Raw genomic sequence first — 25,573 nt, 5'->3', positions numbered from 1 at the left:
GCGCGCCCCTAGAACGCGGTGAGGATGATCCGCGCGGTCCGCGGGTCCCCGTCGTGCACCAGCGATTCGAAGTGCCCGACGTCGTCGAAGGCGAATCCGTACGCCTTCCCGTCCACCATCTGCTCGTGCACGATCCGCGAGTAGTGGTCGGTCACGGGCTGCTTGTAGAACTGGCCCGCGTCGTAGGTCGGCTGCGTGTGCAGGGTGCCGAGCGTCGAGCGGTGCAGCGCCGCGCACAGTGTCCGCGCGATCGGGCCGACGACCTGGTCGTTCGGCGCGTGCAGCCGCCCGTCGCAGTTGAAGACGTCACGGGTGCTCGGCTTGCTGAACGACGCCACCGTGGCGCCCGAGGTGTCGGTGAAGCGCAGGACGTCGTCCCCGCCGGTCCGGCCGGTGAACTTCTTGCCGGGTTCGGCCTCGAACGGGACCACGGTCAGCGGTGTCGACTTGTAGGCGTTCCAGGCGCTCGTGACGTAGCCGTCGAGGTAGGTCCCGCTGAACTTGCCGGTGTCGAGCCCCTTGCCGGGAGCGAGCACCCGCAGCCGGTTGTACACCAGGTTCGAGAAACCGGACTGTCCTTGGACGGCGTTGAAGAGGGCTTCGCGGCCACCCGCCTTGAGCCGCCCGGCCTCCTTGTTCGTCCCCGCCCCGTTGGTGAGCCCGACGGCGTGCGGCACGCTGAACATGTCGACCTGCGAGCTGTTGATGAACAGCCCGCCGTTGTCGTAGGTGAATTCGCTCCAGTCGAACAGGATGTCGCGGTTCGGGTCGCCGTCGGCCCACGGCGCGGGCTGCACCAGCCCGTCCGGGGTCAGGAAGAACTTGATCTTCTGCCCGAACGACATGTAGACGCGGCCCGAGAGCATCCGCGGGATCCGCAGCGTGGTCGAGCCGCCGTTGCCGGGGCCCGCGATCGAGACGTCCGGCGCGGGGCTCGGCGGGTTCGCGCCCGGCGGCCACGGGGTGAAGGCGCCGTCGGCGTTGACGTAGCCGAGTTTCCCGGTGTTGAGGTTCGTGCCGAGCACGTAGAGGTGGACCGCGTCGGAGCGGTTCGAGTTGTTGGTGACGGTCAGTGGCAGCGGATCGGGGCCCGCGGCGACCGCGGTGGGTGCCGAAAGCGCCGACACTCCGGTGACCAGGGGGAGAGCGACCGCCAACGCGGTCAAGACGCGCCGGATCTTCTTGCGGATGCGCACAGTTCACTCCTCGGCGGAATCCCGTCGCGGAGCGCGGACGCGCCGCGGCGGTGCTTGCGGATGTCGGCCGGGGGCGCGTTCCCGGCCTGGGCGTGACCTTGGCGAGGGGTCTCAGCACGGGAAGTTACGTCGCCGGACGCGGAGATGTCCAGACCATTGGTGGGAATCTGTCCGGTTTTCCGCCGGGCCGGACAATTTGTCGCGGGCCTTTCGTCGATTGAGGTGGCCGGATTCGTCGGCTACCGTGGGCCGGGTTCCGTCCTGGACCCCGGCGGCCGGGTTTTCTCATCCGTGGGGAGCGGGACATGAGCGACGAGTTTCCGAGACGAAGAACCGGCGGCGGTGAGACGTGGATTTCCCCCGCCGGCTGGGACGGCCTCGCCAAGGCCGCGGTGGACGGCGCGCCGCACGCCATGGACGACCTCATGACCGCACTCATGCCGTGGGCGCGGCAGTACGTCGAGACCCGCCTCAGCGGCCATGAGCTGACCTATCTCGAGCCGGCCGACGTGGCGCAGGAGATCTGCCTCGCGGTCTTCGTCGCGGTCCCCGGACATGGCCGCCGCGGAGGCTCCTTCGTGTTCCTCCTGCGTGCCATCGCGGCGAACAAGGTCGCCGACGTCTTCCGGAAGGCCGCGCGGAGCAAGCAGGTGCTGACCGGTGAACTCCCCGAACGTCCGGCGGGGGCCGCGGAGGAACCCGAGCAACGCGCCCTGCGGACCGAACTCGGCCTCCGGCTCGGCAGGCTGATGAGGACGCTGCCGATCTCCCACCGCGAGGTGCTGGGAATGCGGGTGATCGGCGAGCTGACGTCGAACGAGACCGCGGCGGCGCTCGGGACGACGTCATCACGTGTGCGGGTGACCAAGCACCGCGCGATCAGCAGGCTGCGCGCCTGTGCTCAGCGCCAGGACGCCTTGAGCTGAATGCGGATCAACAACCGGACAAAAGGGTTCTCCCGTTTGGCGCGGGTTTCGAGAATGCGAACGCACATGGCCCCTCCAGAGCTCGCCGGCGAGTGCCGTTGCCGGGGGCCAGGGACAAGCGGTCTCGGATCCACCCTAGGCGCGGACCGGTGAGCCGGAACCGGCCGAACGGGCCATTGGGGCAGGGGAATTCGTCACTGAAACATGGAAGAATGGTCCTTGGTGCGGACAAGCCGTACGCGCTGTTCGCTCTTGATCCCGGCGGGCCCGTCCGATATCGGGCAACGCCGGGAGGCACGCCATGGCGATTCGACGGCATGATCGCGCCGCTTCGGTATGGGCGAAGATGTGTTTTCTCGCTTCGGAAACCGATTCACCGGTCTCTATCGAACACGCCTGCGTCATTTGCGGAGAGGTCCTCGACGCGGCGGGTGTCGGGCTCGTGCTCACCCCCGGGGAAGGTCTCGCCGAGCCGGTCTTCGCCACCGACGAACGCAGCCGCGAATTGGAAGATCTGCAGTTCACCCTTGGCGAAGGTCCCGCGGTGGAAGTGGCGCGCGGCGGTATGCTCGTCGTCGTAACCGATTTGACCAGTTCGGAGGCGGCACTCCGATGGCCGATGTTCGCGCCGGAGGCGATTGACCGAAGCGTGAAATCGATCATCGCGGTGCCGATTCAGGCCGGTGCGATCAAAGTGGGCGTTGTCGACTGCTATCGCGAATTCGCCGGATCCCTGTCAAGGGAGGGCAGGGCGCAAGCACTCGTCTGCGCCGATGCGGTGATCACCCTCGCCGTCGCCGAGGCCGACACGGGTGGGCCGGGGCTGGCCGGATTGATCGATCGCCGATTCACCGGCCATCGCGACCGGGTGCATCAGGCCGCGGGCATGGTGTCGGTCCAGCTCGGCGTCGGGCTCGCGGACGCGCTCGCGCGCTTGCGTGCCTATGCCTACACCAACGACAGGAGGCTCGACGAGGTGGCCATGGACGTGGTGCTTCGCCGGGTCACGTTCCGGTCCGAACCATGACGGGCGTGAGCCTGAGGAGATATCAGAAACGATGATCGACCTGACGGCCGGCTTGCGCGAGACCTTCGTCCAGTTGGCGGACACCCTTGTCGACGACTTCGACCTCATCGAGTTCCTCGATCTGTTCGCTTGCGGATGCGTCGAACTACTCGGTGTCCCTGCCGCCGGGCTGGTGCTCGCCGACCCGCGCGGCACCCTCACCATGGTCGCCGCGTCCGAGGAAAAGACCCGCCTGCTCGAATTGTTCCAGCTACGGAACTCGGAGGGGCCGTGCCTGGACTGCTACCGGCGCGCCGAGCCGGTGGACTGCCCGGATCTGGCGCGGGCGGGCGGAATCTGGCCGAAGTTCTCCCGAGAGGCGGAAAACGCCGGATTCCGCTCCGTGTACACCTTGCCGATGCGGCTTCGGGAAGACGTGATCGGTGCGCTGAGCCTGTTCGACACCCGGCCCGCGTCGCTCGACGACGACGGATTGTGCTTGGGGCAGGCGCTCGCGGACATCGCCACGATCGGCATCCTGCATCACCGGATGTGGCAGCGGCAGGAGATCATCACCGCGCAGCTCCAGGCGGCTTTGAACAGCAGGGTGATCATCGAGCAGGCGAAAGGCGTTCTCGCCGAGCGGCTCCGGGTTTCGGTCGACGACGCGTTCGGCGTATTGCGCGCCTACGCGCGGAGCAACAATCGCAAGATCCTCTCCGTGGCGACCGGGATCATCGACCGCACGGTGGAAATCCCGCGCTGAACGATACCGATTCGGCGCTTGTCCGCCCTTCGGCGATACCTAGACTGGCTGGGTGTTTTCCCTGGAGCAGCTGGTGAGTTTCGTCGCGGTGGCCGAGGAACTGCACTACGGCCGGGCGGCGGAGCGGCTCTCGATGACCCAGCCGCCGTTGAGCAGGCGGATCCAGTTGCTGGAGCGCGAACTGGAGGTCGAGCTGTTCGACCGGACGCACCGCACGGTCCGGATGACCCCGGCAGGACGGGTTTTTCTGGCCGAGGCGAGGAAGATCCTTCGTTCGGTGCAAGAGGCGACGCTGTACGCCCGGGGGGCGAAGAAAGGCGAGGCCGGGGTCGTCACGCTCGGCTTCACCGCCACGGCGGCGTATTCCTACCTCGAACGCGTCATCGCCGTGGCGAACGCCGAGGTGCCCGGCGTCGATCTAGTACTCCGGGAGATGGTGACGGCGGCGCAGGTGGCGGAACTGCTGGCGGGTGGGATCGATCTCGGCATGATCCGGCCGCCGGTCACGGGAGCCGACGTCGTGACCCTGCCGCTGTGGCGGGAGCCGCTGCTGGCGGCGTTGCCGTCGGCGCATCCTTTGGCGCGGCGCGAGAAGAATCCCGAAGTCCGCGACTTCGACGGCGAACCGTTCATCATGTATTCGCCGTCGGAGGGCCGCTACTTCCACGACCTGGTCGTGGCGGTGTTCCGCGCCGCCAGGGTGCTGCCGGAGTACACGCAGTACCCCTGTCAGGTGCATACGGTGCTCGCGCTGGTGAAGGCGGAGATCGGGGTCGCGCTGGTGCCGGCCGCGGCGGCCGCGTTGCGCTTCGAGGGGGTGGTGCTCCGTCCGGTGGACGGTGTCGAGAACCGCCCGGTCGAACTCGAACTGATGTGGCGGCGGAGCAACGACAATCCGGCCCTCGGCGCGTTGCTCGCCGCCGTCGGCAATCAGGTGCGGCGAGGTCCTCAGTCCACTGTGGACTGAGGGGGCCAGGCGTCGCCCCATTCGGCGTCGCGGGCCGCGCGGTAGGCCGGGCCGTGCCGTTTGGTGACGATCGTTTCGGTGAGCCCGGCTCCGGCGCAGAGGGAGAGGCCGACCATGCCCTTGCGTTTGGCCGGATGCCGCAGGATGCGGGCTTCGGCGCGTTCCGGTGCCGTGCGCGACGCGACGACGTAGGAGAACTTCTCGTCCTCGAAGCCGAGCGTTCCCGACTTGAGCTGGCGGTGCAGGCCGGTGCGCGGGAGACGCGCGGAGAAATGGCACCAGTCCTTGCCGCGCGGGATCGGGCACGCGCCTTCGTGCGGACACGGCGCGACCAGGGAGAGCCCGAGCCCGACGAGCTGATCCCGCGCTTCGGCGATCCGTTCGTAGCCGGCGGGGGTGCCGGGTTCGATCAGGACGAGCATCCCGGCCTTCGCCGACAGCCAGCGGACGGCGTCGGCCCTGCGGGCTTCGGGCAGCTCCCCGAGGACATAGGAGAGGGTCACCAGATCGGCCTCCGGCGCGGGCGCGGCCGGGTCGATCAGGCCACGTCGCCAGGTCGAGCCCCGGACGGCCTTGTCGCCGGCGTTCCCCGCGAGCCGCCGCCCCAGCGCGATCGCGCCCGGGACCTGCTCGACGACGGTGCTTTCCTCCAGCGACGGCCACACGCCGGCCGCCGCCCAGATCGCGGCACCGGTCCCGCCGCCGACGTCGATCTGCGTCCGGGGAGCGAACCCAGGAGCGCGAAGGGCGGCTTCGGCGAGAACGGCGTGTACGGCCGCGTACGTGGCAGGCATCCGGTAGCCCGCGTACGCCGCGATGTCGACCTCGGAAGAGAGGATGGGCGCGCTCGCGGGGTTGTTCTCGCGGTAGCGCGTGCTGAGCCGCTCGACGGACTGCGTCAGCCTGTTCTGCGGGTACTTGCCCAGCTCTTCGTCGAGGGCGGAGCGGAGGGTTTGGGGGAGTGCTGCCACGAGGGAACATCCTCTCATGGGCCTTGACCTGCGGTTTTCCGGCTGCTCGAATATCCGCGGAAAAAGTTCGGGGACCGTGTCGAAACCGGGGATGCCCGATCGACGCGTAGATGTGGCAGGGACGAGCCCCGCCGGGAACGGAGACACGAGATGCGGTTCATGGTGATTGTCAAGAGCGACGAGAAGACCGACGTGGCCGGTGCGCAGCCGAGCGCCGAGGACCTTCAGGAGATGGGGAAGTTCAACGAGGAACTGGTGAAGGCCGGCGTCATGCTCGCGGGTGAAGGCCTGCTCCCCAGCGCCGAGGGTTTCCGCATCCAGTACTCCGGCACCAACGAGGCCAGGGTCGTCGACGGGCCCTTCGCCGAGAGCAAGGAGCTCATCGCGGGTTTCTGGATCCTGCAGGTCAAGGACAGGGCCGAGGTCGTCGAATGGATGAAGCGCGCGCCGTTCCGCGAGGGCGAGATCGAAATCCGCCGCATCGCGGAGCTGGAGGACTTCGACAACGCGACACCGGAGATCGTCGAGCGCGAGCAGAAGCTGCGGGAGCAGTCCGGAGCGAACTAGTGGTTGCGGTCGTCGCGCCGACGATGTTGATTGGTCGGCGTGACGGCAACAGCAGACCCCCGTTCGGCGATCGACGCGGTGTGGCGGATCGAATCGGCCCGCCTCATCGCCGGCCTCGCGCGGATGACACGCGATGTCGGACTCGCGGAGGAACTGGCGCAGGACGCGCTGGTCGCCGCGCTCGAACAGTGGCCTGAGTCGGGCGTCCCGAGGAACCCGGGCGCCTGGCTCATGACCACGGCGAAACGCCGCGCCGTCGACACCTTCCGGCGCAACGAGCGGTACGAGAAGAAGCTCGGCGAGATCGGCCGCGAGCTGGAGTTCGAGGAGGATCCCGACTTCACCGCCGGTCTCGACGACCATATCGAGGACGATCTGCTGCGGCTGGTGTTCACCGCCTGTCATCCGGTGCTGTCGACCGAGGCCAGGGTGGCGCTGACGCTGAAGATGATCGGCGGGCTCCAGACGCACGAGATCGCGCGGGCGTTCCTCGCCAAGGAGACCGCCATCGCGCAGCGGATCGTCCGGGCGAAGAAGACGCTCGGCGACGCCAAGGTGCCGTTCGAGGTGCCCGAGGGGGAGGACAGGGTCGCGCGCCTGTCCTCGGTGCTCGAGGTCATCTACCTGATCTTCAACGAGGGCTATTCGGCGACGGCGGGCGAGGACTGGATGCGACCGGCGCTGTGCGAAGAGGCACTGCGGCTCGGCCGGATCCTGGCCGGGCTGATGCCGAGGGAACCCGAGGTGCACGGGCTCGTCGCGTTGATGGAGATCCAGGCGTCGCGAGCCGCCGCGCGCGTCGGGCCGAACGGCGAACCCGTGCTGCTGATGGATCAGGACCGGACGAAATGGAACCGGCTCCTGATCGGCCGTGGTCTCGCCGCGCTGGAGCTCGCCGAGTCGCTGGCGGACGGCGCTCTCGGCGTCTACGCGGCGCAGGCCGCCATCGCCGCCTGTCACGCGCGGGCGCGAACGGGCGACGAGACCGACTGGGCACGCATCGCCGTCCTGTACGAAGGGCTCGGGAAGCTGAACCCGTCGCCGGTGATCGAACTGAACCGGGCGGTGGCGCTGTCGATGGCCGTCGGTCCGGAGGCGGGGCTGGAGGTCGTCGACAAGCTGGTGCCGGAGCCCGCGCTGAAGTCGTACCACCTGCTGCCCAGTGTGCGCGGCGACTTCCTGGCGAAGCTCGGCCGCCTCGACGAGGCCCGCGCCGAGTTCGAGCGCGCGGCCGGGATGACCGGGAACGACCGCGAGCGCACCCTGCTGCTGAACCGGGCGGCGGAGTGCACCCGCCGCGATTAGTCCTCTGGATGCGGTAGTTCGCGCCACGAACTACCGCATCCAGAGGACGAAACGCGTCAGGCGGGGGCAGGACGCAACGCGCTCAGCGCCCGATGCTGCCCCAGCCGGACGGCCTGGACGGAGCAGCCGAGCGCCAGCGCGGTGTCGTCGGCGGAAAGCCCGACGAGCGACCGCAGCACCATGATCTCGCGCTGCTGGCCCGGCAGCCCGGAAAGCGGGTTCGGCAGCTCGGCGGTGGTCCGGTGGAAGTCGTCCACCAGGCCGCGCGTGACGTCGTAGGCGAACCTGAGGAGTGCGGGAGCGCCGGCCGCCCCGGCGAAGATCTCGCGGCAGCTGTCCTTCGCGATCGCGTCGGCGATGTCGTAGGTGCCCGCACGGCGGCCGATCCGCGCCCGGCAGTAGCGCATGACCAGGACGCGGATGGCGTCGACGAGTTTCGAAGCCGTCTCCATCCGCCCGCCGGCCTCCTCCGGCCGTCGTGAACCGTGTCCTCGCATCGGCTCCCTCTCCCACCTTTCAGATGAGCACGGTGGAGGGGGAGGGAGGTACGGTGTTTTTGCCGACACGGGACATGGTTCAGGCCTCGATGAAGACGGTCCGCTCGGGCTCGATCGTCAGGCTCACGGTCTGCCGCCTCACGCTCACCAAGGTCTCGAATTCCGTGGCGTGCCCGTCCGGGACGGTGAACAGGCGGTCGTCGCGGGAATCGAGGAAGTCGGAGAAGCCGCTCAGCGAGACCCCGCCGCTTTCGTCGAGCGCGAGGTAGTCGACGAGCCTTCGGAACAGTTTCGGCAGGATCACCAGTTCGTCGGCCAGTTGCCGGCGCGACGAGAGCTTGAACCCGGAGTTCGTGACGTCCTGAGGCCACAGCCCGAGCCCGTTCTGGCGCGCTTCGACCGCCGCTTCGGCCAAGGCGTCACGCAGATCGGGGTAAAGCAGTGAATAGAACGTCGGGTAGACGAGCCCGTCCGCGACCTGCCGGTAGTTCGCGGAGTTCTTCAGCGTTTTGACGTCGAGATGGACCTTGGAAAGGTCCGCCGACCGTCCCGGCCGTTGTCCGGGAAAGGCGAACGCCACCGCCCGTCCGTATTTGTCGGCGAACCGCGTCAGTATGTGACCGGGTACCTTGATCGGCGTCGACGAAGTGACCGTTCCCCGTTCATCGCGTTCGACCGTCTTGAAGCCGAGGGCCTTCAGCAGGTTCGCCGCGGCGGCGTCGGCGAATTCCGCGGGCTGATGCCACATCCCGCCGGTTCCCCTGCCCTGGTAATGCGTTTCGAGCGCGTCGATCGCGTCGAGCCGAAGCTGCATCCCGCCCCGCGAATTGAGCCGGACCTTCAGGCCCGCCTTCTTGGTCGCCTGGGGATCTTCGGGATAGAACCGTACCGAATCGCCGTCCGGTGAGGCTCCGACGAGCTGGAACGTACCTTTGATCAGCGTCATGGGCATGAGGACAACGGTAGTTCCCATTCCGGTGAACGAACCTGGCGTTCATCCATCCAGCCCAATGGCCGGTAAAGATCGGGTGACCATTGTGGACATTCCCGCATTCCCGCTCACGACGGGATCATGAACTCCAGCACGGTCGCTTGAAGCAACGCGATACCCCCGACCACGGCGGTCAGCACGACCGACCACAGGAAGGTCTGCCGCAGCAGCGCGCCCTCCTGCCCGGATCGCCCGATCGCGGTGGCGCCGATGGACAGGTTCTGCGGCGAGATCATCTTGCCCATCACGCCGCCGGAGGTGTTGGTGGCACCGGCGAGGATCGGGTCGACGTGCAGTTGCTGAGCCGAAATCACCTGCATCGGCCCGAAGAGACGCGTCCGATCCGGTGAGGAACACCCCCAGCCAGCCGATGTAGGCCGAGAACAACGGGAACAGCACCCCGGTGGTCGCCAGCGCCAGGCCGAGTGTCTGCGTCGCACCCGAGTAGTTCATGACGTACGCGATCGCGAGGATCATGAAGATCGTCGCCAGCGCCCAGCGCATCTGGTGCAGCGTCCGGCGGTAGGTCGCCGGCAGCAGCCGCGGTTTCGCGCTCATCAGGAAGCCCGCCACGATCGCCGCGATCAGGGCCACCGTTCCCGGCGAGTAAAGGAAATCGACGGTCAACGTCGCCGCGTACGGGGTGTCCTTCGGCGTGATCGGCGCGTGCTGGACGACCTCCTTGTGCAGTCCCGGCCACGCGAACGCCCAGTCGGCCTTGTGCAGCAGCTTCGTCAGGTCCAGCCATTCCGGCAGGTTCTTGAAGATCGTGCCGATCCGGGACAGGAAGATCGCCGCGATCAGGATGATGTACGGCGCCCACGCGTACAGCGCGCCGCGCCCGGCTTTCGCCGCGTCGAGGCTTGCCCCGGCCCGCACCGGTTCTTCGCCGTCGAAACGCCGGATCGCCGACGGCTGCCAGAACCGCGTCAAGATCCACAGCGAGGCCATCGCGGCGAGCGCGGCGACGACGTCGACGAGGCTCGGGCTGATGAAGTTCGAGGTGACGAACTGCATGACCGCGAACGACAGCCCGGCCGTCAGCACGGCGGGCCAGACCTCGATCATCCGTTTCCAGCCCGCGAGGACCACGATCAGGAAGCCGGGGACGATCAGCGCCGGCAACGGGAGCTGTCGGCCGACCATCGACGAGAACAGTTCCGTCGCCTGTTCCTGTTTCATGCCGAGGATCGGCGCGGTCAGCCTGCCGAGCACGATCAGCGGATTGCCGAGGCCGCCGAACGCGACCGGCGCGGTGTTCGCCGGCAACGCGAGCACGACCGCCTTCACCGGCGGGAACCGAGCACGGCCATCATCGCCGCCGTGATCGCGATCGGCGAGCCGCCGCCCGCGATCCCTTCCAGCAGCGCCCCGAAGCCGAACGCGATCGCCCGTCGCCTGGAGGCGGCGGTCCTCACTGAACCCGGCGAGGACCGCCTTGATGTCGTCGAATCGTCCCGTCGCGACGGTGACGTTGTGGAAGTACACGGCGTGGAACGCGATCCAGGCCACCGACCACACCCCGAACACGAGACCCATGGCCGCGGAATCGAAGGCGAGCCCGGCGGGCATGCGATACAGCAGTACCGCGACCAGCAGCGCGGTGATCAGCGCCGGCGCCGCCGAGAGCTGCGCCGATCGGCGCAGGACTCCCAGCGTCACCAATAGCACGATGATCGGCAGCGCCGCAGCGCGGCGGACGGCCAGAGCCCGCCCGCCGGCTGGTAGTCATGGACCCAGCCCACGTCAGGCCCTTTGCGCGCGGACGTAACCCAGCCGGAGCGACAGCGCGGCCGCGGTGCCCGCCACCGTCGCGCCCAGTTCGTCGGTGCGGCGGAGCACCCGGCCGGCGGGGCCCGCGATGCTGATCGCGGCGATCGGCCGTCCGGTGTGGTCGCGGACGGCGGCGGCCACGCAGCCCACGTCCGGTTCGTTCTCGACGTCGTCCACGGCCCAGCCGCGGCGGCTGGTCCTGGCAAGGTCGTCGAGGAGCCGGGCCGGATCGTTGATCGTCTTGAGCGTGAGACTGTCGAGTTTCATCCGGCGGATGCGTTCGACGCGGTCCTGTTCGGGCAGTGCCGCCAGCCACGCCTTGCCCAGCGACGTCGCGTGCTGCGGGCGGCGGGTGCCGAGGCGGCAGGCAAGGGTGACGGCGTTGGCGCTGCGTTCGGTGGCGACGTAGACCATCGTGTCGTTGTCCGGGACGGCGAGATAGGTCGTCTCGCCGCTGCGTTCGGCGAGCGACGCGAGATAACGCGGCGCGCAGCGGTGGAGGTCGGTCGCGGCCATCGCGCGGGCGCCGAGTTCGACCAGCCGGGTGCCGAGCCGCACGCGGCCGGTGGTGCGATCGGCTTCGAGGTATTCGAGATTCTTGAGGGTGCCGACGATGCGGTAGGCCGCGCTCCGGGAGAGACCCAGTTGCCGGGCGATCGCGTTGGTGGAAATCTCCTGGTTCTGGCCCACATGCTCGAGAACCGCGAGTCCGCGCTCGAGTGTGCCACTGGAATCCAGGGAGCGGGGTGTGCCCACTTCGCCCTCCGATGGACCGGGGTGCCGGTGATCGGCACCTGTTTCCGCTAAGCGGATTCGGACGTTAACAGCTCGCCCCACCCTAGGGAAGGTTTCTTAACAAACTGGCGACCGGACAAGTTTTCCCAGCTTGGAGGCTTCCCGTCAAGATCACCGGTTTGGACCAATTCGTTCGGCTGATCAGAATCGGTGTATGACTTCAAAGGTCATTCTTCTGTTCACGGATATGAACGAACCCCCGCCGGAAAATCGCGGCGAGGGTTCGTGGCGAAGTACGTTTCTAACGCACAGACAGATTCGCGACCGCTCGGACGACGGCGGTGCAGCGGTCTTCGACGTAAGCCAGCCCGCCTTCTTCGGCGATCCGGCGGGACTCGGCGGAGACGATGCCCTGCTGCAGCCAGAGCGCCTTCGCGCCGATCGCGACGGCCTGTTCGGCGATCGGCGGGGTGTCCTCGGACGGCCGGAAGACGTCGACGATGTCGACGGGCTCCGGGATGTCGGTGAGCGAGCGGTAGACCTTCTGGCCCAGCAGCTCGTCGGCCGAGGGGTGGACGGGGATGATCCGGAACCCGTGTGCCTGCAGCACGGCGGCGACCCCGTGCGAGGCCTTGGCCGGATCGCGGCTCAGCCCCACGACGGCGATCGTCTTCGATCCGGCGAGGATCTCGGTGGCGCGATCGGTCATACCGGGTTCAACGACGGCGGGTGGCAGCGCATTCCTAGAGCTTCCAGAGTCGCAGCCCCCGCACCCGATACACCGGCCAGACGACGTGCCAGGCGCGGCGGCGCAGGAAGACCGCGGAGCAGGTGAGGACGCTGCGCGCGGAGGTCGTCGCGACGTCATGGCGGTCCGGCCAGATCTCGCCGTGCCGCCCGGCGGCGATCCGGAAGACGTTGACCAGGCCGCGGCCCTGCAGGTCGAACTTCGCCCCCGTGTCACCGGAATCCGGGGTCAGGGAGGCGATCTCCGGGCCGAACGCCGACGCGGGCGCCGGCCCCGCGTCGGCGGGGAGGTCACCGACGGTCGCCGAGACCGCCTTGCCGTAGAGACGCCGGGTGTAGCGCTGGAGCAGCAGCCGCTCCCACAGCGGCAGGACACGGCGGTGCTTCAGCAGCGCCGAACACTCCGCGTGCCCGATGGCGAAGATGTCGGTCAGCTCGTCGTAGGCGTTGTGCGCGGTGGGCTCGTTGAGGTGCACCCGCACCTCGTAGCGGATGCGCGCGGTGAGCTCGTCGAGCTCTTCGCGGCGGTCGATCCTGGCCTTCGCCCGTGAGAGCGTCCAATCGGACATGGGTGCAGGCTAGGTGATGATCGGGGGCGTGCGAGACCCTTTCGGCCTAATCCGTGCGTACCGGCCAGTGGAACGGGCGTCTTGTGCGGGCACAGGCGACGGGGCAGAGTTCGGCTGTCGGAAGGAGCCCATGGACGCCAGCACGCTGCAGGAGGCCGCGGCCGCGCTGCTCAGCGCGTACGAGACCGGCAAGCCGATCGCGCCCCTCATCGAGACGTATCCCGCCGCGACCTTGGAGGACGCGTACCGCATCCAGCAGCGGCTCGTCCGCCACTGGGCCGAACGCGGCGACGAGGTGCGCGGGCACAAGGTCGGTCTCGCGTCCGCCGCAATGCAGCGGCAGATGGGCGTCGACCAGCCCGACTACGGCCATCTGACCGCCTCGATGTTCCACCTCGAACACCAGCCGATCCCGGTCGGCGGCTTCCTGCAGCCGAGGATCGAGCCGGAGATCGCGTTCGTGCTCGGCTCACGGCTGCGCGGCCCCGGCGTCACGGTGGCGGACGCGCTGCGGGCGGTGGACTTCGTCGTCCCGGCGCTGGAGATCGTCGATTCCCGTATCCGGGACTGGAAGATCAGCATCGTCGACACGATCGCGGACAACGCGTCCTCGGGCGGTGTCGTCCTCGGCAGCAGGCCGACCGCGATCGGCGACATCGACCTGCGGCTGGTGGGCTGCGTCCTGCACCAGAACGGTGAGATCGCGGCGACCGGGGCCGGCGGCGCGGTGCTCGGCTCACCGGTGAACGCGCTGGTGTGGCTCGCGAACACGGTCGGGCCGCTCGGTGTCGCGCTCGAACCGGGGCACGTCGTGCTGCCGGGTTCGATGACGCGCGCGATCCCGGTGAGTCCCGGCGATACCGTCGTCGCGACGATGGCGGGGCTCGGCAGTGTCACCGCGAAGTTCTCCGGGGAGGAACGGCCGTGAGCCTTGGTGTGCGTGAGGCGGCGGAAGCGCTGCTGTCCGGGGAAGAACGCGAGCCACTGACGGACACGTGGCCCGCTTTGGACGTCGATACCGCTTATGCGATCCAGGACGAGGCACTGCGGCTTCGGCGGGTGCGCGGCGAGACGGTGATCGGCGTCAAGCTGGGCCTGACCTCGCGTGCGATGCAGCGGCGGATGGGGATCGACTCGCCGTTGCTCGCGTGGCTGACCGACGCGATGGTGCTGCCCGCCGGCGTCCCGGTGCCGTCGCTGATCCACCCGCGTGCGGAGCCCGAGCTGGTTTTCGTGCTGGGTGACCGGCTCGCGGGCCCCGGTGTCACCGCGGCGACCGCGATGGCGGCGGTGCATCGGGTCCACGGCGGCATCGAGATCGTCGACAGCCGCTACCGCGACTATCGGGGCAGGCTGCCGGACGCCGTGGCGGACAACGGTTTCTCGGCTTATTTCACGCTGGGCCCGGTCGGCGCCGAGCCGTCCACAGTTGATCTCTCGCTGGAGGCGGCGCTTCTGGAGGTCGACGGTGCGATCGTCGACACCGCCACCGGCGCGGCCGTGCAGGGACATCCGGCGGAAGCGCTGGCGCTGGCGGCCAACACCCTCGGTGCTCGGGGGCTCGCGCTGGAGCCTGGCTGGATCGTGCTCACCGGCGGGATGACCGACGCGGTCGACGTGCGCCCGGGTTCACGGGTGGCGGCGCATTTCTCGCATCTGGGCTCGATCACGCTCACCGGGTCTTGACGTCGGCGCGGTCGGCGGTCCGGACCAGACCGCGCGTCAGCCGCGGCCAGATCACGCGCGGGAGGTCGTGCCCCATGCCGGGGACGATGTCCACTTCGGACTCCCGCAGCGCACGGGCCGTCGCCCGGCCGCCGGAAACGTGCACGAGCGGATCCTTCGAACCGTGCACGACCAGTGCGGGCACCTCGAGTTTCCGCAACGCGCGGAAGCGATCCCGGCTCGAAACGATCGCCGCCAGCTGCCGCCCGGTCCCGCCGGGATCGACGCCGCGATCGAAGGACCGTTCCGCGCGTTCCCGCATCCGCGCCTCGTCGAAGGGGTAGCCGGGCGAGCCGATGACGCGGAAGATGCGCACCAGCGAATCGACGTACTCCTCTCGGCCGCGAGGAGGCGCCGAAAGCAGCATCGCCATCGCCTTGGCGCTCGGCCGCCCGACGAACCGGTTGCCGGTGGTCGACATGATCGACGTCAGCGACCGCACCCGCGACGGATACTCGATGGCCAGCGTCTGCGCGACCATCCCGCCCATCGACGCGCCCACGACGTGCGCGCTCTCGACGCCGAGTGCGGTCAGCAGCCCGGCGGCGTCACCAGCCATGTCCGCCAGTGAGTACGGCGCCGTGCGCAGGGCGTACGCGAGCGGCAGGTTCGCCCGGCCGGACATCCGGCTGGACCGGCCGGCGTCCCGGTTGTCGTAGCGGATGACGTAGAACCCCTCGGCCGCGAGGTTCTCGCAGAGTTCGTCGTCCCACCAGATCATCTGCGACGCCAAACCCATGATCATCAGCAACGGCCTGCCGCCCGGCGGCCCGAACGTCTCGTGGCACAGCTGGATGCCGTTCACTTCGGCGATCTTCTCCGGCATCAGGACAGTGTGACCGCCGAAGCCGGAAACGGCTACGCGTCCTCGACGTGGACGGCCTGGCTCTCCGGCCCGGCGGCCCGCTGCATGCCCTCGTCTTCGGCGATCTCCTCCGGTTCTGTGTCGCCCGGTTCGCCGCCGTCGGGCCTGCTGAGCTGGACAGCCTCTTCGGAGGCGTCGGCCGGGCTCGGGCCGTCTGCTGCTTCGCGGTCTTCCTGGTCGGACATGGTTCCCTCCGGTGGATCGGGTCCTTGCCGTCCACCGGTTACCCGCTCACTCGCCGCGATACGCACGGGCCTGGATCTCGTAAAGCTCGTGGTAGACGCCTCCTTCCTCGATGAGCTCGGCGTGCGTGCCCTGCTCGATCAGCCGTCCCTTCTCCAGCACGAGGATCCGGTCCGCGGAGCGGATGTTGGCCAGCCGATGGGTCACCAGGATCGTCGTGCGCCTGCCCGCCCCGGAAACGCTCGCGTGCCTCAGCCCCGCGAAGACCCGGGCCTCGGCCTTCGCGTCGAGGGCGGCCGTCGGCTCGTCGGCGACCAGGACGGCGGCGTCGCGATAGATCCCGCGGGCGATGCCCATCCGCTGCCACTGCCCGCCCGAAAGGTCCTGCCCGTCGTTGAACTTCTTGGACAGCACCGTTTTCTCCTTGGCGGGCAAGGAATCGATCACTTCTTCGGCGCCGGAGGAGGTGATCGCGTCGTGCCACGCGGCGCGCTCCGGGTCTTCCCGGCCGAGCCTGCCGACGGTCACGTTGTGCTCCGCCGTCATCGGCCATTCGGCGGGATCCTGGGCGATGACGGCGATGTTGGCGTGCACCGACTCGTGATCGGCGCCGGCCAGATCGACGTCGTCCCAGTACACCTTTCCCTCCGAAGGCGGATAGAGCCCGGTGAGCAGCTTGCCCAGCGTGGTCTTGCCCGAACCGTTCTCCCCGACGAGGGCGACCACCTCGCCGCGCCGGATGGTCAGCGAAACCTCGCGCAGTGCGGGGTTCTCCTGGCCGGGGTAGGTGAAACCGACGTTCTCCAGCCGGATCTCCGCCGGATCCGGTGGAGCCGCGACCCCGCCCTTCGCCGGGCCCCGTTTCTCGGACTCCACCAGCAGCCGATTGAAGAAGGCGATGTAGAACGACTCCTCGTACAAGGAGTTCACCGCGTGCATCGTGATGGACAACGAATTCGACGCCGTCCGCATGGCGAGCGCGGCCGTCCCGGCGAGGGCGAGCTCCATCTGCCCGGAGTAGAGCAGGAGACCGAGCACCAGATACGCGATCGCGGTGCCGACACCGGCCGCCGCGCGCCCGGTCAGGCGGACCATGTTGCTGCGATGCGCGAGCAGGACCTCTTCGCGCATCAAGCTGTCGGTGATCCGCCGGTACTCGCCGAGCAACGGCTCCTGGAGGGTGAGGGCGTGCCGTTCGAGAGCGAACTCGCGCCAGGTCGCGACCTCCTCGGCGATCCCTTTCCGGATGTTGCGGCCGACGGTGTCGAGATAATGCCGGTAGTTCAGCTTCGCGACCTTCGCCGCGGCCCAGCCGTCGGCCACCGCCGCGAGCAGCAGCACCGGCGCGAGCCACGGGTTGAGCAGACCCGCCGCCACCAGCGCGGCGACCAGCGAGATCAGCGCCGACGTCAGATCCGCGAGCCAGCGCAGGCTCATCTCGATCGACCGGACCCCGTACCGCGCGCCCTGCCTCGCCAGCTCCCGGAAGTCCGCGTCCTCGAAGGCCAGCAGGTGGACGCGGACCATCGCGGCGGTGACCTCGTCGCCCGCCGAAGTCACGACGCGCGGCCGGAGCGCGCCCTCGACCGCGGCCACCGCCGTGTCGAGCAGCGCGCGCAACGCGTACGTGCCGACGACGATCAGCAGCGCGGGCAGCGATTGCAGCACCCTCTCGGGCGTCGGCCCGTTCTCCAGCAGCGCGATGAACACGTTCGCCGTGGCCAGCAGGCCGAAGGCCGTGACACAGCCGGAAAGGAGGTGGACGACGCCGGCGAGCAGGGTCAGCCGCGGCGACGTCCGCCAGGCCAGCCGCAGCACGATGGCCACGGCGGACGGGAGCGTGCGGATGGCCTTGACCATCCCCGCCGCGGCCACGGTCTCGTCGACCGTGGCCCATTCGGGCATCTTGAGGTTCTCGACCCCGATCAGGGGCACGGTCGCTTCGGGCACTCGTCCTTCTCTACGCGCACCCACCGACATTTCCGAGAGCTGAAGGGGTGGGGCGTGCTTTTCCTGATGTGTCACCGCGCTTCGGTCGCGCTTCCGCGGTGGAGGGCGTTGCGAAAGCATCTTTTCGCAACCTGCGCTCGAAGGGCGAGGCCGGGCACCAGGCGGTAGCAAAGGTCCCTTGCTCCCGCGCGCGAAGCGGATCGGGCCGCCTTCGGTGACTGTGTGGGTTTCGGGACATCTGACGTCCCAAAATCCACACGGTCGGTCAGTGTCGCTACGCGGGGTGAGGGGTGTGTGGGAATAGGGACACTCAACGTCTCTATTTCCGCACACCCTCCTGTCGTCCGCCCGGTCACGCCTTGCTCCCGCGCGCGAAGCGGATCGGGCCGCCTTCGGTGACTGTGTGGGTTTGGGACATCTAGCGCACCGAAACCCACACACCCCGTCCCGCGGGAGCAAAGGTCCCTTCATCTCTCGCCCGCCATGGTCTATTCTCTCTCGCTAGAGCGATCTATCAAGTCGCCAAGGGGGCGAACATGGAAACTCTTCAGGACAAGGGACTCGCCGCGTTACGGCTGATCCTGGCCTTCGCGCTGCTGTCCACCACGCTGCACTACGCGCACAACGTGATCAGGGCGGCGGACTATCCGCAGGTCGAGGGGATCTCGGTGGGCATGGCCGCCACCTTGGTCGTCGTCGCGTACGTCCTCTTCTCCGTCTTCGGCGTGCTCGGCTACCGCGACTACCTGCGCGGACGTTACTGGCGGGCGCTCGTCTTCCTGATGGTCTACTCGCTCTCCGGTCTCGCGAGCCTCGGCCACTTCCTGGTCGCCGTGCCGCGGATCCCGGCCTTCTGGTTCGCCACGATCTACACCGACACGGCGGCCGCGCTGCTGCTGTGGGTGTTCGTGGTCTGGGCGGCGGCGAAGCTCAGCCGGGTGACGACGGCTGACCAACTTTCTACACAACATTGACGCTGATCAGTGCGATGTAGACAATCGGAAGGGTGACGCGGACCACATCGGTGACGTTCGAACGTCATCCCAGCGGCTACCGGCACTGGACACTGTCCACCGACGGCGACGTCGCGTGGCTCGAACTCGACGTCGACGCGGATGGCGGTCTCGTGCCGGGGTACGAGCTCAAGCTCAACTCGTACGACCTCGGCGTCGACATCGAGCTGTACGACGCGACACAGCGGCTGCGGTTCGAGCATCCCGAGGTCCGCGTGGTCATCGTGACCAGCGCGAAGGACAACGTCTTCTGCGCCGGAGCGAACATCCGCATGCTCGCTTCGTCGTCGCACGAGTGGAAGGTGAACTTCTGCAAATTCACCAATGAGACCCGCAACGCCATGGAGGACGCCGCCGCGTACTCCGGGCAGATCTACGTCGCGGCGGTCAACGGCACCTGTGCCGGCGGCGGCTACGAGATCGCGCTCGCCTGCGAAAAGATCCTGCTGGTCGACGACAACTCCTCGACCGTCGCGCTGCCGGAGGTGCCGCTCCTCGGCGTCCTGCCCGGCACCGGCGGGCTCACCAGGGTGGTCGACAAACGCGGCGTGCGGCGGGATCTCGCCGACGTCTTCGCCACCCGCCCCGACGGGGTGAAAGGGCGCACCGCTGTCGACTGGCGGCTCGTCGACGAGCTCGTGCCGCGGCAGGGTTTCCGCGAAGCCGTGCTGGCCAGGGCGAAGGAGCTCGCGCGGACGAGCGAGCGGCTCGACGGGGAAGGCGTCGATCTGAGGCCACTCAAGCATCGTTATGTCGACATCGCCCGCGGCAAGACCGACGCGACGATCACTGTCAAGGGCCCGGATGGCGACGACGGCTGGCTGCTGGACGTCACCCGCGAACTGGACGACGCGATCCTTCGCTTGCGCACCAACGAACCCGAACTCGGCACGTGGGTACTCCGTACCGAAGGCGATCCGGCGAAGGTCCTCGAACACGAACGCGCCGTGTTCGACGCGAAAGACTGCCTGAGCAACGAAATCGTCCACTACTTCAAGCGGACGCTGAAGCGGCTGGACGTCACCAGCCGCAGCCTGATCGCCCTCGTCGAGCCTGGCAGCTGCTACGCCGGGCTTCTGCTGGAATTCGCGCTCGCCGCGGACCGGCAGTACATCTTGGACGGTCCGCCGCTCGATGACGAAGACAGTGAAGAACGTGCGTCGATCACGCTGTCGGAAGCCAACTTCGGTCGTTACCCGATGGGCAACGGCCTGACCCGCCTCGAGTCCCGGTTCTTCGGCGACCCCGATCACGTCACGAGGCTCGCGGAGGTACGCGGCAAAACGCTGAGCCCGGCCGAGGCGAACGAACTCGGCCTGGTCACCGACGCACCGGACGACCTCGACTGGGAGGACGAGATCCGGATCGCGCTGGAAGGACGGGCGTCGCTCAGCCCGGACGCCTTGACCGGAATGGAGGCGAACCACCGGTTCGTCGGCCCCGAGACGCTGGAAAGCAAGATCTTCGGCAGGCTCGCCGCCTGGCAGAACTGGATCTTCACCCGTCCGAACGCATCCGGTCCCGAGGGCGCGCTGCGTCGCTACGGGACCGGTCAGAAGGCCGTCTTCGACAGGAAGCGGGTTTGAACAGCCCATGCCCACCAAGATCGATTACGACGCCAAGATCCCCAACAACGTCGACCTCTCCGGTGATCGGCGCCTCCAGCGGGCGCTGGAGGGCTGGCAACCGAAATTCCTGGACTGGTGGGGCGAAATGGGCCCCGCGCTGCGGACGCGAGGGGTCTACCTGCGGACCGCGGTCAGCGTCGGCCGGGACGGCTGGGCGCATTTCGACCACGTCGACGTGCCCGACTACCGGTGGGGGATCTTCCTCGCGGAGCCGGATCCGGACCGGGTGATCGGCTTCGGCGAGCACAAGGGCGAGCCCGCCTGGCAGCAGGTGCCCGGCGAATACCGCGCCGACCTGCAGCGGCTCATCGTGATCCAGGGCGACACCGAACCCGCGTCGGTCGAGCAGCAGAAGCTGCTGGGCCTCACCGCGCCGAGCCTCTACGACCTGCGGAACCTCTTCCAGGTCAACGTCGAAGAAGGCCGCCACCTGTGGGCGATGGTGTATCTGCTGCACGCCTACTTCGGCCGCGAAGGCCGCGACGAAGCGGAAGGATTGCTGCTCCGGAATTCCGGAAGTCCGGACGCGCCCCGGATCCTCGGCGCCTTCAACGAGGAGACCGCGGATTGGCTCGCGTTCTACATGTTCACCTATTTCACCGATCGCGATGGCAAATACCAGCTCGGCACCCTCAAGGAAAGCGGCTTCGACCCGCTTTCCCGCACTTGTGAATTCATGCTCAAGGAAGAGGCGCACCACATGTTCGTCGGCACCACGGGGGTCGACCGGGTGGTCACCCGCGCTGCCGAACTGATCCGCGAGCACGACACCTTCGACATCGCCGGGCACGGCGGGATCCCCCTGGAAGTCATCCAGCGTTACCTCAACTTCCACTACACCGTCTCGCTCGACCTGTTCGGCGGCGAGACGTCGACCAACGCGGCGAACTACTACACCGCCGGGCTGAAAGGCCGCTGGCAGGAGGCCCGCCGCAAGGACGACCACAAGCTCACCGACGCCGCCGGATCGCTGTCCCGGCCGAGGGCCGACGGCACCTGGGAGACCGAGGAACTCCCGGCCATCCTGCTGCTGAACCTCGACCTGCGGGAGGAGTACCGCGCCGACTGCCAGACCGGCGTCAACCGCTGGAACAGGATCCTGGACGAGGCGGGCATCGACTTCCGATTCGTCCTCCCGCACCCTGGATTCAATCGCGAAGTCGGCATAAACTCCGGCCACCATGTGACGCCCGACGGCACCGTTGTCGACGAGCGGACCTGGCTGGCCGGCAAACGCAAGTGGCTGCCCACTCCCGAAGACCTGACCTTCGTCCGATCGCTGATGCACCCGGTGTACGAGCGAGGAAAGATCGCGAGCTGGGTGGCACCGCCACGTCAGGGCATCAATGGGAAACCGTTCGACTATGAATACGTTTACCTGAGCTGAGCCGATAGAAGGTGCGCCCGTGTCCGCTGCTGCCACCGGTTTCAACGCGGCGAGCTACCTGCTCGACCGGCATCTGGCGGAAGGGCGCGGGGCGAAGGCCGCGGTCGTTTCCCCGAGACGGAACCTCACGTACGCGGGCCTGGCGGCCGAAAGCCGCCGGGTCGCGGCGGGGCTGAAGGCGATCGGCGTCCGCCCGGAGGAGCGGGTCCTGTTCTGCATGGTCGACGACGTCGAACTGCTCACCGGGATCCTCGGCGCGATGCTGGCCGGAGCGGTCGCGGTGCCGGTGTCCACCATGGTCACCGGGCTGGACCTGGGCAAACTGCTCGCCGATTCCCGCGCCAGGGTCCTGTGTGTTTCGGGCGAGTTCGCCGCGCAGGCGACGGTCGCGCTCGGGCTGGCGCCGGAGGTCACCGACGTCGTGCTGGACAGGGCCAAGGCGGCCGAACTGCCGTCCGGGGTCCGCGCGCACGAGTGGAGCGAGCTGTCCACAGTGGACGATCACGGTTTCGAACCGGCGCCGACCTGGGAGGATTCGCCCGCGCTCTGGCTGTACACGTCGGGGACGACGGGCAAGCCGAAAGGCGCGATGCATCGCCACGCGAGCATTCGCGCGGTCTGCGAAACGTACGCGCGCGGCGTGCTGGACATCGGCCCGAACGACCGGTTCCTTTCCGTCCCCAAGCTGTTCTTCGCCTACGGGCTGGGGAATTCGGCGTTCTTCCCGCTCGCGGCGGGCGGGACGACACTGCTCGAACCCGCGAGGCCGACCCCGGGGCTGATCGCCGCCAGGGTCCGCGCGGAGCGGCCGACGTTGTTCTTCGCCGTCCCGACGTTCTACGCCGCGCTGCTCGCCAGCGACATCCCCGACGACACGTTCTCCTCGGTGCGCCAAGCGGTTTCGGCGGGGGAGCCGCTGCCCGCCGTGCTGTACGAACGGTTCCGCGACCGTTTCGGCGTCGAGATCCTGGACGGGATCGGCTCGACCGAGGCGTTGCACATCTTCCTGTCCAACCGGCCGCGTCAGGTCCGACCCGGCAGCACCGGGGTGCCGGTGCCGGGCTACGAGATCGCGCTGCGCGACGAACAGGGAGGGCCGGTGCCGGACGGGCAGCCCGGTGAACTGTTCGTCGCCGGGCCGTCGATCGCGACCGGGTACTGGGCGCGGTACGAGACGACGAAGCAGGTCTTCCAGGGCGAATGGCTGCGGACGGGTGACAGCTTCGTGCGCAACGCCGACGGGAGCTACACCTGCCTCGGGCGCTTCAACGACATGCTGAAACCGGGCGGGATCTGGGTGTCTCCCGCCGAGGTCGAGGACAGGCTGCTGCAGCATCCGGCGGTCGCCGAGGTCGCGGTGGTGGCCGCCTTCGACGCCGACGGCATCGAGAAACCGGTCGCGTGCGTGGTCGGTGTGCCCGGCGGCAGGCTGGACGCGGACGAGCTGATCGAGTTCTGCCGGGCCGGGCTGGCGTCCTTCAAGCGGCCGCGGAGCATCGTCGAGCTGGGCGAACTGCCGAAGACGGCGACCGGGAAGATCCGGCGCAACGTCATCCGGGAACTGGTACGGGACATGTACGAGGTCCGGGCCCCCGCCCCGCCGCATTTAGTCCTCTGAATGCGGTCCATGCACACGCAAGTACCGCATTCAGAGGACTAAATGCGAGGTGCCAGGCCGCGCGTCACCCGCCGTTGACGGTGCGCAGGGTCCGCATGGCCTCGGCCAGATCGTGCGCGCCGTCACCGAGCGGGGTCAGGACGATGCGCCGCAGGATCTCGGCACACGCTTCCCGCGCCTTCTCGGCGACGTCGAGACCGTGGTCGGTGAGCGCCGCGAACGTGACGCGGCGATCGTCCGGGCTGGGCACGCGGCAGATCAGATCCGCGGCGACCAGCCGGTCCGCGACCTTGGTGAACCCGCCGCTCGACAGGGCCGCCTCGACGGCCAACCGGGTCATCGGCATCCGGTGCTCGGGTGAGCGCACGAGCCGCAGCAGGATGTCGAACGACGCCGGCGCCAGACCGAACCGTTCGGCGATCTCGCCCATCAGCTTGTTCTGCGTGGCCAGGTAGCCCTCGATCACCAGGCCCCACCACGTGACCACTTCGTCGTCGTTCGGTTCCTCCGATTTCACCAATGCCACGCGAGCGAGGGTACACCAAGAACTCTTCCTGGAATATATCTTGCGCGCGAGAGGTTATCGGGTTAGCTTGAGTCCACCGGCTCCAGAGGAGGGCACCATGTCGATCAAGACTTCGGGCCTGCACCACGTCACCGCCATCGGTGGCGACCCCCAGCGCAACGCGGACTTCTACACCCGGGCACTCGGCCTGCGGCTGGTGAAGACCACCGTGAACTTCGACGACCCCGGCACGTACCACCTTTACTACGGCGACGAGTCCGGCAAGCCCGGCTCGCTGATGACGTTCTTCCCGTGGCGGGACGCGCCGAAGGGCCGTCACGGCACCGGCCAGGCGACCACGACGTCGTTCTCCGTGCCGGAGGCCTCACTCGGCTGGTGGACGCGGCACCTCGCGGAGAACCGCGTCGAGACCAGCCAGGTCCGCAACTCCGACGGCGAGGAGACGCTCACCTTCCTCGACCCGGACGGCCTCGAACTCGCGCTCGTCGCGCATCCGCAGGGCGACCCGCGTGACCCGTGGGACACGAAGCTGGTCCCCGCCGAACACGCCATCCGCGGGCTGCACTCCGTCACGCTGTCGGTGTCCCAAGAGGACGCGACCGCCGGGATGCTGACCGACGGCCTCGGCCTGACCTTCGAACACCAGGACGGCAACCGCCTGCGGTTCTCCGCAGGCGAAGGCGGCCCCGGCGCGCTCGTCGACGTCCTCGTCACGCCGGACGCCCCGCGCGGGCTGGTGGCGGCGGGCACCGTGCACCACGTCGCCTGGCGCGCGCCGGACGAGGACACCCAGGCCGCCTGGCGCGACGAGCTGATCGGCGACGGCGTGAACGTGACGTCCATTTTGGACCGTCAGTACTTCCGCTCGATCTACTTCCGCGAGCCGGGCGGCACGCTGCTCGAGGTCGCGACCGACGAACCCGGTTTCGCGATCGACGAGCCGCTGCTGGAGCTCGGCCGCGCGCTGAAACTGCCGCCGTGGCTGGAACCCAAACGCGAGGACATCGAGGCCATGCTGCCGAAGCTGGACCTGCCGAGCGAGAACAACCCGCGATGAGCACCTTGGAGCACAAGTACGTCGAAGGGGCGCCCGACGAGCCGGTGCTGCTGCTCCTGCACGGCACCGGCGGCGGCCCGGACGATCTCGTGCCGCTCGCCCGGCAGCTGAGCCCGGCGTCAGCGCTGCTCGCGCCCGCCGGGCCGGTGTCGGAACACGGTGCGGCACGCTGGTTCCGCAGGCTGGCGGAAGGCGTTTTCGACCACGAGGACGTCGTCTTCCGCGCGAACCAGCTGGCCGACTTCGTGCTCGCCTCGCGTGAGGAGTACGGCCTCGGTGACCGGCGGCTGGTGGCCATCGGGTTCTCCAACGGCGCCAACATCGCCGCCGCGGTGACCCTGCTCCGCCCGGACGCCGTCAGGGAGGCCGTGCTGTTCGCGGCGATGTCGCCTGTTCCTTCCCCGCCGCGGAACGATCTGTCCGGAACCCGGGTCTTCCTGTCGAACGGCGAGCACGATCCGATGGCGCCGCTGCCCTCGGCGGAGACGCTCGTCCGTGACCTGCGCGAGCGCGGCGCGGACGTCGTCGCCCATCGCCATCCCGGCGGGCACCAGGTGACCGGCAACGGTTCGGTAGCGGCCGCGGGGTGGCTCAACCCATAGCGG

General features: G+C 68.5%; 26 protein-coding genes. 14 read left to right on the top strand and 12 right to left on the bottom strand.

Annotation, left to right across the window (positions count from 1 at the left end; translation table 11 throughout):
• Positions 1–8: 8 nt before the first annotated feature.
• Positions 9–1,196: a beta-1,3-glucanase family protein gene (locus AC069I_RS15255; protein WP_340686391.1), complete on the bottom strand. Its 1,188-nt coding sequence runs from the start codon at positions 1,194–1,196 to the stop codon at positions 9–11.
• 305 nt (positions 1,197–1,501) lie between these two features.
• Here AC069I_RS15255 and AC069I_RS15250 point away from each other — a divergent pair, with 305 nt between their 5' ends.
• The 4 genes from AC069I_RS15250 (at position 1,502) to AC069I_RS15235 (ending at position 4,861) form a co-directional block, all read left to right on the top strand.
• A complete protein-coding gene (locus tag AC069I_RS15250) occupies positions 1,502–2,122 on the top strand; it encodes a sigma-70 family RNA polymerase sigma factor (protein ID WP_478230443.1) in 621 nt (206 codons plus the stop codon).
• 301 nt (positions 2,123–2,423) lie between these two features.
• Positions 2,424–3,149, top strand: coding sequence for a GAF and ANTAR domain-containing protein (locus AC069I_RS15245; protein ID WP_478265652.1), 726 nt, complete (start codon positions 2,424–2,426; stop codon positions 3,147–3,149).
• 31 nt (positions 3,150–3,180) lie between these two features.
• Entirely contained in the window at positions 3,181–3,894 is a 714-nt protein-coding gene (locus tag AC069I_RS15240) for an ANTAR domain-containing protein (protein WP_478230445.1), read from the top strand.
• 52 nt (positions 3,895–3,946) lie between these two features.
• A complete protein-coding gene (locus AC069I_RS15235) occupies positions 3,947–4,861 on the top strand; it encodes a LysR substrate-binding domain-containing protein (protein ID WP_478230446.1) in 915 nt (304 codons plus the stop codon).
• On the opposite strand, the gene AC069I_RS15230 is transcribed toward AC069I_RS15235, so the two are convergent.
• Positions 4,843–5,832, bottom strand: a complete 990-nt coding sequence (locus AC069I_RS15230) for a small ribosomal subunit Rsm22 family protein (RefSeq protein WP_478230447.1) — start codon at positions 5,830–5,832, stop codon at positions 4,843–4,845. The two genes, AC069I_RS15235 and AC069I_RS15230, sit on opposite strands and share 19 nt — an antisense overlap.
• A gap of 150 nt (positions 5,833–5,982) precedes the next feature.
• On the opposite strand from AC069I_RS15230, the gene AC069I_RS15225 reads away from it, so the two are divergent.
• Both AC069I_RS15225 and AC069I_RS15220 read left to right on the top strand, forming a co-directional pair.
• Positions 5,983–6,399 carry a YciI family protein gene (locus tag AC069I_RS15225; RefSeq protein WP_478230448.1) on the top strand — a complete coding sequence of 139 codons (417 nt, stop codon included), beginning with the start codon at positions 5,983–5,985 and terminating at the stop codon, positions 6,397–6,399.
• 30 nt (positions 6,400–6,429) lie between these two features.
• Entirely contained in the window at positions 6,430–7,704 is a 1,275-nt protein-coding gene (locus AC069I_RS15220; RefSeq protein WP_478265651.1) for an RNA polymerase sigma factor, read from the top strand.
• 56 nt (positions 7,705–7,760) lie between these two features.
• Here AC069I_RS15220 and AC069I_RS15215 read toward each other — a convergent pair whose 3' ends face one another.
• The 6 genes from AC069I_RS15215 to AC069I_RS15190 form a co-directional block, all read right to left on the bottom strand.
• A complete protein-coding gene (locus AC069I_RS15215) occupies positions 7,761–8,156 on the bottom strand; it encodes a sigma factor-like helix-turn-helix DNA-binding protein (protein ID WP_478230450.1) in 396 nt (131 codons plus the stop codon).
• Between the two features lie 124 nt (positions 8,157–8,280).
• Positions 8,281–9,153, bottom strand: a complete 873-nt coding sequence (locus AC069I_RS15210; protein ID WP_478265650.1) for a nuclease — start codon at positions 9,151–9,153, stop codon at positions 8,281–8,283.
• 42 nt (positions 9,154–9,195) lie between these two features.
• Entirely contained in the window at positions 9,196–10,854 is a 1,659-nt protein-coding gene (locus AC069I_RS15205; RefSeq protein WP_478265649.1) for an L-lactate permease, read from the bottom strand.
• 84 nt (positions 10,855–10,938) lie between these two features.
• Positions 10,939–11,721, bottom strand: a complete 783-nt coding sequence (locus AC069I_RS15200; RefSeq protein WP_340686402.1) for an IclR family transcriptional regulator — start codon at positions 11,719–11,721, stop codon at positions 10,939–10,941.
• A 280-nt stretch (positions 11,722–12,001) separates the two neighbouring features.
• Entirely contained in the window at positions 12,002–12,409 is a 408-nt protein-coding gene (locus AC069I_RS15195) for a CoA-binding protein (RefSeq protein ID WP_340686403.1), read from the bottom strand.
• A 34-nt stretch (positions 12,410–12,443) separates the two neighbouring features.
• Entirely contained in the window at positions 12,444–13,016 is a 573-nt protein-coding gene (locus AC069I_RS15190; protein ID WP_478265648.1) for a hypothetical protein, read from the bottom strand.
• Positions 13,017–13,146: 130 nt separating this feature from the next.
• Between AC069I_RS15190 and AC069I_RS15185 the strand changes: the two genes are divergently transcribed.
• A complete protein-coding gene (locus AC069I_RS15185; protein ID WP_478230453.1) occupies positions 13,147–13,944 on the top strand; it encodes a 2-keto-4-pentenoate hydratase in 798 nt (265 codons plus the stop codon).
• Positions 13,941–14,702 (top strand): 2-keto-4-pentenoate hydratase, encoded by a 762-nt coding sequence (locus tag AC069I_RS15180; protein WP_478230454.1) that lies wholly within the window; start codon positions 13,941–13,943, stop codon positions 14,700–14,702. Before AC069I_RS15185 ends, AC069I_RS15180 begins: the two co-directional genes overlap by 4 nt.
• Here AC069I_RS15180 and AC069I_RS15175 read toward each other — a convergent pair.
• The 3 genes from AC069I_RS15175 to AC069I_RS15165 are packed head-to-tail and all read right to left on the bottom strand — an operon-like array spanning position 14,689 to position 17,739.
• Complete coding sequence (locus AC069I_RS15175; RefSeq protein ID WP_478265647.1) at positions 14,689–15,567, bottom strand: alpha/beta fold hydrolase; 879 nt, start codon at positions 15,565–15,567, stop codon at positions 14,689–14,691. The two genes, AC069I_RS15180 and AC069I_RS15175, sit on opposite strands and share 14 nt — an antisense overlap.
• 32 nt (positions 15,568–15,599) lie before the next feature.
• Positions 15,600–15,791, bottom strand: coding sequence for a hypothetical protein (locus tag AC069I_RS15170; protein WP_478230455.1), 192 nt, complete (start codon positions 15,789–15,791; stop codon positions 15,600–15,602).
• A gap of 46 nt (positions 15,792–15,837) precedes the next feature.
• Complete coding sequence (locus AC069I_RS15165) at positions 15,838–17,739, bottom strand: ABC transporter ATP-binding protein (RefSeq protein WP_478265646.1); 1,902 nt, start codon at positions 17,737–17,739, stop codon at positions 15,838–15,840.
• Positions 17,740–18,275: 536 nt separating this feature from the next.
• Here AC069I_RS15165 and AC069I_RS15160 point away from each other — a divergent pair.
• The 4 genes from AC069I_RS15160 to AC069I_RS15145 are packed head-to-tail and all read left to right on the top strand — an operon-like array spanning position 18,276 to position 23,385.
• Positions 18,276–18,713 (top strand): hypothetical protein, encoded by a 438-nt coding sequence (locus AC069I_RS15160; protein ID WP_478230276.1) that lies wholly within the window; start codon positions 18,276–18,278, stop codon positions 18,711–18,713.
• A gap of 32 nt (positions 18,714–18,745) precedes the next feature.
• Positions 18,746–20,338: a 2,3-epoxybenzoyl-CoA dihydrolase gene (gene boxC, locus AC069I_RS15155; RefSeq protein WP_478265645.1), complete on the top strand. Its 1,593-nt coding sequence runs from the start codon at positions 18,746–18,748 to the stop codon at positions 20,336–20,338.
• Between the two features lie 7 nt (positions 20,339–20,345).
• Positions 20,346–21,767, top strand: coding sequence for a benzoyl-CoA 2,3-epoxidase subunit BoxB (boxB, locus tag AC069I_RS15150; protein ID WP_478265644.1), 1,422 nt, complete (start codon positions 20,346–20,348; stop codon positions 21,765–21,767).
• Positions 21,768–21,786: 19 nt separating this feature from the next.
• Entirely contained in the window at positions 21,787–23,385 is a 1,599-nt protein-coding gene (locus AC069I_RS15145; RefSeq protein ID WP_478265643.1) for a benzoate-CoA ligase family protein, read from the top strand.
• Positions 23,386–23,449: 64 nt separating this feature from the next.
• Here the strand turns inward: AC069I_RS15145 and AC069I_RS15140 are convergent, their stop codons facing one another.
• The gene (locus AC069I_RS15140) at positions 23,450–23,911 is read right to left on the bottom strand and encodes a MarR family winged helix-turn-helix transcriptional regulator (protein ID WP_478265642.1); all 462 of its coding nucleotides are present in this window, start codon (positions 23,909–23,911) and stop codon (positions 23,450–23,452) included.
• A gap of 97 nt (positions 23,912–24,008) precedes the next feature.
• Between AC069I_RS15140 and AC069I_RS15135 the strand changes: the two genes are divergently transcribed.
• Together AC069I_RS15135 and AC069I_RS15130 are read left to right on the top strand one after the other, a co-directional pair.
• Positions 24,009–24,968 (top strand): ring-cleaving dioxygenase, encoded by a 960-nt coding sequence (locus AC069I_RS15135; RefSeq protein WP_478265641.1) that lies wholly within the window; start codon positions 24,009–24,011, stop codon positions 24,966–24,968.
• Positions 24,965–25,570, top strand: coding sequence for an alpha/beta hydrolase (locus AC069I_RS15130; RefSeq protein ID WP_478234070.1), 606 nt, complete (start codon positions 24,965–24,967; stop codon positions 25,568–25,570). Before AC069I_RS15135 ends, AC069I_RS15130 begins: the two co-directional genes overlap by 4 nt.
• The last annotated feature ends 3 nt before the right edge of the window (positions 25,571–25,573 follow it).

It is taken from the genome of Amycolatopsis sp. NPDC043885, assembly GCF_056435685.1.
Note: the sequence above shows the minus strand (reverse complement) of the source record. Positions and strands in the feature narration are given on the sequence as shown.

What these genes read in the sequence shown, in the direction of transcription:
- AC069I_RS15225 (WP_478230448.1), top strand. Translation starts at nt 5,983, where the DNA reads ATGCGGTTCATGGTGATTGTCAAGAGCGACGAGAAGACCGACGTGGCC.
- AC069I_RS15170 (WP_478230455.1), bottom strand. Translation starts at nt 15,791, where the DNA reads ATGTCCGACCAGGAAGACCGCGAAGCAGCAGACGGCCCGAGCCCGGCC.
- AC069I_RS15190 (WP_478265648.1), bottom strand. Translation starts at nt 13,016, where the DNA reads ATGTCCGATTGGACGCTCTCACGGGCGAAGGCCAGGATCGACCGCCGC.
- AC069I_RS15160 (WP_478230276.1), top strand. Translation starts at nt 18,276, where the DNA reads ATGGAAACTCTTCAGGACAAGGGACTCGCCGCGTTACGGCTGATCCTG.
- AC069I_RS15135 (WP_478265641.1), top strand. Translation starts at nt 24,009, where the DNA reads ATGTCGATCAAGACTTCGGGCCTGCACCACGTCACCGCCATCGGTGGC.
- AC069I_RS15210 (WP_478265650.1), bottom strand. Translation starts at nt 9,153, where the DNA reads ATGCCCATGACGCTGATCAAAGGTACGTTCCAGCTCGTCGGAGCCTCA.
- AC069I_RS15250 (WP_478230443.1), top strand. Translation starts at nt 1,502, where the DNA reads ATGAGCGACGAGTTTCCGAGACGAAGAACCGGCGGCGGTGAGACGTGG.
- AC069I_RS15195 (WP_340686403.1), bottom strand. Translation starts at nt 12,409, where the DNA reads ATGACCGATCGCGCCACCGAGATCCTCGCCGGATCGAAGACGATCGCC.
- AC069I_RS15245 (WP_478265652.1), top strand. Translation starts at nt 2,424, where the DNA reads ATGGCGATTCGACGGCATGATCGCGCCGCTTCGGTATGGGCGAAGATG.
- AC069I_RS15130 (WP_478234070.1), top strand. Translation starts at nt 24,965, where the DNA reads ATGAGCACCTTGGAGCACAAGTACGTCGAAGGGGCGCCCGACGAGCCG.
- AC069I_RS15185 (WP_478230453.1), top strand. Translation starts at nt 13,147, where the DNA reads ATGGACGCCAGCACGCTGCAGGAGGCCGCGGCCGCGCTGCTCAGCGCG.
- AC069I_RS15175 (WP_478265647.1), bottom strand. Translation starts at nt 15,567, where the DNA reads ATGCCGGAGAAGATCGCCGAAGTGAACGGCATCCAGCTGTGCCACGAG.
- AC069I_RS15240 (WP_478230445.1), top strand. Translation starts at nt 3,181, where the DNA reads ATGATCGACCTGACGGCCGGCTTGCGCGAGACCTTCGTCCAGTTGGCG.
- boxB (WP_478265644.1), top strand. Translation starts at nt 20,346, where the DNA reads ATGCCCACCAAGATCGATTACGACGCCAAGATCCCCAACAACGTCGAC.
- AC069I_RS15215 (WP_478230450.1), bottom strand. Translation starts at nt 8,156, where the DNA reads ATGGAGACGGCTTCGAAACTCGTCGACGCCATCCGCGTCCTGGTCATG.